At 71.1% G+C, this 3,256-nt stretch carries 3 protein-coding genes; 1 reads left to right on the top strand and 2 read right to left on the bottom strand.

What is annotated here, in order from left to right; genetic code table 11:
• Positions 1 to 17: 17 nt before the first annotated feature.
• Positions 18 to 533 carry an NUDIX hydrolase gene (locus STRTUCAR8_RS17105; RefSeq protein ID WP_006377057.1) on the bottom strand — a complete coding sequence of 172 codons (516 nt, stop codon included), beginning with the start codon at positions 531 to 533 and terminating at the stop codon, positions 18 to 20.
• A complete protein-coding gene (locus tag STRTUCAR8_RS17100) occupies positions 530 to 1,948 on the bottom strand; it encodes a zinc-dependent metalloprotease (RefSeq protein ID WP_006377058.1) in 1,419 nt (472 codons plus the stop codon). The genes STRTUCAR8_RS17105 and STRTUCAR8_RS17100 overlap by 4 nt, the downstream gene beginning before the upstream one ends.
• A 188-nt stretch (positions 1,949 to 2,136) precedes the next feature.
• On the opposite strand from STRTUCAR8_RS17100, the gene STRTUCAR8_RS17095 reads away from it, so the two are divergent.
• Positions 2,137 to 3,249 (top strand): SDR family oxidoreductase, encoded by a 1,113-nt coding sequence (locus tag STRTUCAR8_RS17095; RefSeq protein ID WP_006377056.1) that lies wholly within the window; start codon positions 2,137 to 2,139, stop codon positions 3,247 to 3,249.
• Positions 3,250 to 3,256 lie beyond the last annotated feature (7 nt).

Genomic DNA, 3,256 nt, shown 5'->3' with positions numbered 1-3,256 from the left:
CTTACCCGTCTACCCGTTCACAGGCGGGCGAGGGTTGCTTCGAGCAGTCGTACGACCGAGTCGTCCGCTACGTCCGCCACCTCGGCGTACGCGAACCAGCGCAGGTCCAGGGACTCATCGCTGATCGCCTCCACGGCGCCCCGCGGGGCCACGGCGGCGTACTGCACGTCCAGGTGCCAGGCACAGGGCGTGTGGTGCCGGTCCAGACGGACCGGCGTGCTCCGCAGCAGACGCAGCGAGGGGATGCCGGACTCCTCCGTGGCCTCACGGAGCGCCGCACCGGCGAGCGTGTGGTCGCTCTGTTCGCAGTGGCCGCCCATCTGGAGCCACATCCGCAGCTTCTTGTGGAGCGTGAGCAGGACCCGCTCACGCTCCGGGTCGATCACCAGAGCGCTGGCTGTGATGTGTCCGACCTCGCAGGCCTTCCACATCCCGTCAGGACGGGCGTCCAGATGGTCCAGGTAGACCTGACGGAGATCCTGCTGATCCTCGTACTTCTCCAGTACGTGGACCGCGTTGCCGTGGAGAGTCACTCGGAGTCGTCGTCCTTCTCCAGGTTCGGCTTCTCCAGGTTCGGCTTCTCGGCGGAGCCGCCCGCGGCCTCGCCGAGCATCTTGTCCAGCTCGGAGAAGTCGAGCTGTTCGCGGTGCACGAAGCCGTCCGGATCGTCCAGGTCGGAGGCCGTCGGCAGCATGTCCGGGTGGGCCCAGAGGCCGTCCCGGCCGTCGACACCGCGCGCGTCCGTCAGCGACGCCCACAGGCGCGAGGCGTCGCGCAGCCGGCGCGGGCGCAGCTCCAGACCGATCAGGGTGGCGAACGTCTGCTCGGCAGGGCCGCCCGAGGCGCGCCGACGGCGCAACGTCTCGCGCAGCGCGTCCGCGGACGTCAGCCGGGGCTTCGCCGCCGCGTGGACCACCGCGTCCACCCAGCCCTCCACCAGGGCCAGCGCCGTCTCCAGACGGGCCAGGGCGACCTTCTGCTCCGGGGTGTCCTCCGGCTGGAACATGCCCTGCTGGAGCGCGTCCTGCAACTGCTCCGGGTTCTGCGGGTCGAACTGACCGACCACGTCCTCAAGCTTGGCCGTGTCGACCTTGATCCCGCGCGCGTAGCCGTCGACCGCGCCGAACAGATGCGAGCGCAGCCACGGCACATGGGAGAACAGGCGCTGGTGGGCGGCCTCGCGCAGGGCGAGATACAGCCGCACCTCCTCCTGCGGCACGCTCAGGTCCTTCCCGAACGCCTCGATGTTCGCCGGCAGCAGCGCGGCCCGGCCCGTCGGGCCCAGCGGCAGACCGATGTCCGTCGAGCCGACGACCTCACCCGCGAGCACCCCGACGGCCTGCCCGATCTGCGTACCGAACATGGCGCCGCCCATGGAGCGCATCATGCCGATCAGCGGGCCCGCCATGGCCTGCATCTCCTCGGGCAGGACATCGCCCATGGCCGCGCCGACGCGCTCGGCGACCGGGTCGACCAGCTCCTTCCAGGCGGGCAGGGTCGCCTCGACCCACTCCGCGCGGCTCCACGCCACGGCGGAGCCGGCGCCGGACGGCAGCGATGTCGCGTCGTCCAGCCACAGGTCCGCCAGCCGGACGGCCTCCTCGACCGCGGTGCGCTCGGAGGGACCGATGCTGGAGTCCTTGACGCCGTCGGACGTCCCCTGGGAGACCGTCTGGCGGGCGATCTGCTTGGCCATGTCCCAGTTCACCGGACCGCCCTCGTACGAGAGCATCTGGCCCAGTTGCTGGAACGCGGCGCCCAGGTCGTTGGGGTTCATGGAACCGAACATGGCTGCGAGTGGATTGTCGCCTCCGGGACCACCGAAGCCGGCGGGTCCGAAACCGAACGGTCCCTGACCACCACCGCTCTGCTGGTCCTTCTGCTTGCCCTCGTCGCCGTTCTCCGGCTCCTCCGGCGGAAGGCCGAATCCGAATGGGGTGTCACTCACGGGATTCCTCGGCTGGTAAGGCCGTCGGCTCTTTCGACGGCGGCTGCCCGACAACATCCCCCAGCCTAGACACCGCGGCCGGTTGGGGGCTCGGTGCTTCGCCGACTCCTGGCCTGCGGCAGGATGGATGTCACCTGGTACGTACGCGTCACGCGCGTCCTTACTGAAGACAACCGCTGGAGACGCCGGTGAGTTCCCCAGATCCGCAGGTTCGCGCAGCGCGAAACCACTCAACCAACCCGGCCCTACGCGGGCCGGTCGTCGCGGTCACCGGCGCCGCGACGGGCGTCGGAGCGCTGCTCACCGAGCGGCTCGCCGCGTCCGACGAGATCAAGCAGGTCGTCGCCATCGACGAGCGCCGCGGCGAGTGCGCGGCGGCGCAGTGGCACATCCTCGATGTGCGGGATCCGGCCATCGCGGAGAAGCTGCGGGGCGCCGACGTAGTGGTGCACCTGGCCCTCGACCTGAACCTGGAGACGGACGGCGCGGCCCGTACGGCGTACAACGTGCGGGGGACACAGACCGTGCTCACCGCCGCCGCCGCGGCCGGGGTCCACCGCGTCGTGCTCTGCACGTCCGCGATGGTCTACGGGGCGCTGCCGGACAACGAACTGCCATTGGCGGAGGACGCCGAGCTGCGCGCGACCGCCGAGGCGACCGGTGTCGGGGACCTGCTGGAGATCGAGCGGCTCGCCCGGCGCGCACCGCGGGCGCATCCCGGGCTCAATGTGACCGTGGTACGTCCCGCGGTGCTGATCGGGGGCACTGACACCGCTCTGACCAGGTACTTCGAGTCACCCCGGCTGCTTGTCGTGGCCGGGTCACGGCCCGCCTGGCAGTTCTGTCACGTCGAGGATCTGTGCAGCGCCCTGGAGTACGCGGTGCTGGAGAAGGTCGACGGGGAGCTGGCCGTCGGCTGCGACGGATGGCTGGAGCAGGAGGAGGTCGAGGAGCTCAGCGGGATCCGGCGCATGGAGCTGCCGTCCGCTGTCGCTCTGGGCGCGGCGGCCCGGCTGCACAGGATCGGGCTGACGCCCTCTCCCGCCGGGGATCTGGCCTACACGATGTATCCCTGGGTGGTGAGCGGGAGTCGGCTGCACGATGCCGGATGGCGGCCTCAGTGGAGCAACGAGGAGGTGCTCGCGGAGCTGCTGGAGGAGGTCGCCGGGCGGCACACGGTGGTGGGCCGGCGGCTCGGGCGCAAGGACGCGACCGCGGCGGGAGCCGCGGGGGCGACGGTGGCGCTGTTGGGTACGGCCGCGTTGGTGCGACGGGCCCGGAAGGCTCGGCGGCGGATCTGAGGGGCGG

Source organism: Streptomyces turgidiscabies Car8, assembly GCF_000331005.1.
In the GTDB taxonomy this organism is placed as follows: domain Bacteria; phylum Actinomycetota; class Actinomycetes; order Streptomycetales; family Streptomycetaceae; genus Streptomyces; species Streptomyces turgidiscabies.
The sequence above is the reverse complement of the archived record's forward strand: the minus strand, read 5'-3'. Positions and strand labels throughout refer to the sequence as shown.